The organism is Thiohalocapsa halophila, from assembly GCF_016583825.1.
GTDB lineage: Bacteria > Pseudomonadota > Gammaproteobacteria > Chromatiales > Chromatiaceae > Thiohalocapsa > Thiohalocapsa halophila.
In genome coordinates, this window is sequence record NZ_NRRV01000283.1 from 1 (window position 1) to 510 (window position 510).

At 64.1% G+C, this 510-nt stretch carries 1 protein-coding gene; it reads right to left on the reverse strand.

What is annotated here, in order from left to right:
* Window positions 1–510, reverse strand: a 510-nt coding sequence (locus CKO31_RS26410) for a YgfZ/GcvT domain-containing protein (protein WP_369075156.1), incomplete at both ends; no start/stop codon positions are given.

Sequence of the window (510 nt, forward strand, 5' to 3'; positions counted from 1 at the left end):
ATCGGGGATTCGAATCAAGGCAGTGTCGCCGGCGCGGACCATCGCGTTCAGCGCTTCAGGCAGGCTGCCGAAGGCGTGGGTCAGCGACGCGTTGGCACAATCGCCAACGAGTCCCATGCAGACAAGGGCGTCGCTGGCATCCTCAATCGTGGCTTTCGCGCGTAGCAGGAACATGCGCAGGCGCTTCAGCAAGGTCTCCAGCTGTGCCCGCGGCAAGATCAGCAAAAAGCGCTCGTCGAAGCGCAGGACGCGAAAGTTGGCGAGCATCCGGCCCTTGGGGCTGCAATGACTGCTGAGCTGGGTGTGGGTTGCGGTCAGCTCGCGCAGATCATTGCTCAGCTGGCCTTGGAGGAAGTCTTGCGCCTCCGGGCCGCTCACGGCGATGAGCCCGAGATGCGAAAGGTCGACAACGGCGCAGGCGGGCTCGGCAGGCGCGCTGTCGAAGTGCGCAGCGCCGTCATCGCCGATGCGACCGCCTTGTGAGTCGAGAAAGGCTTGCCAGTCAGTGTT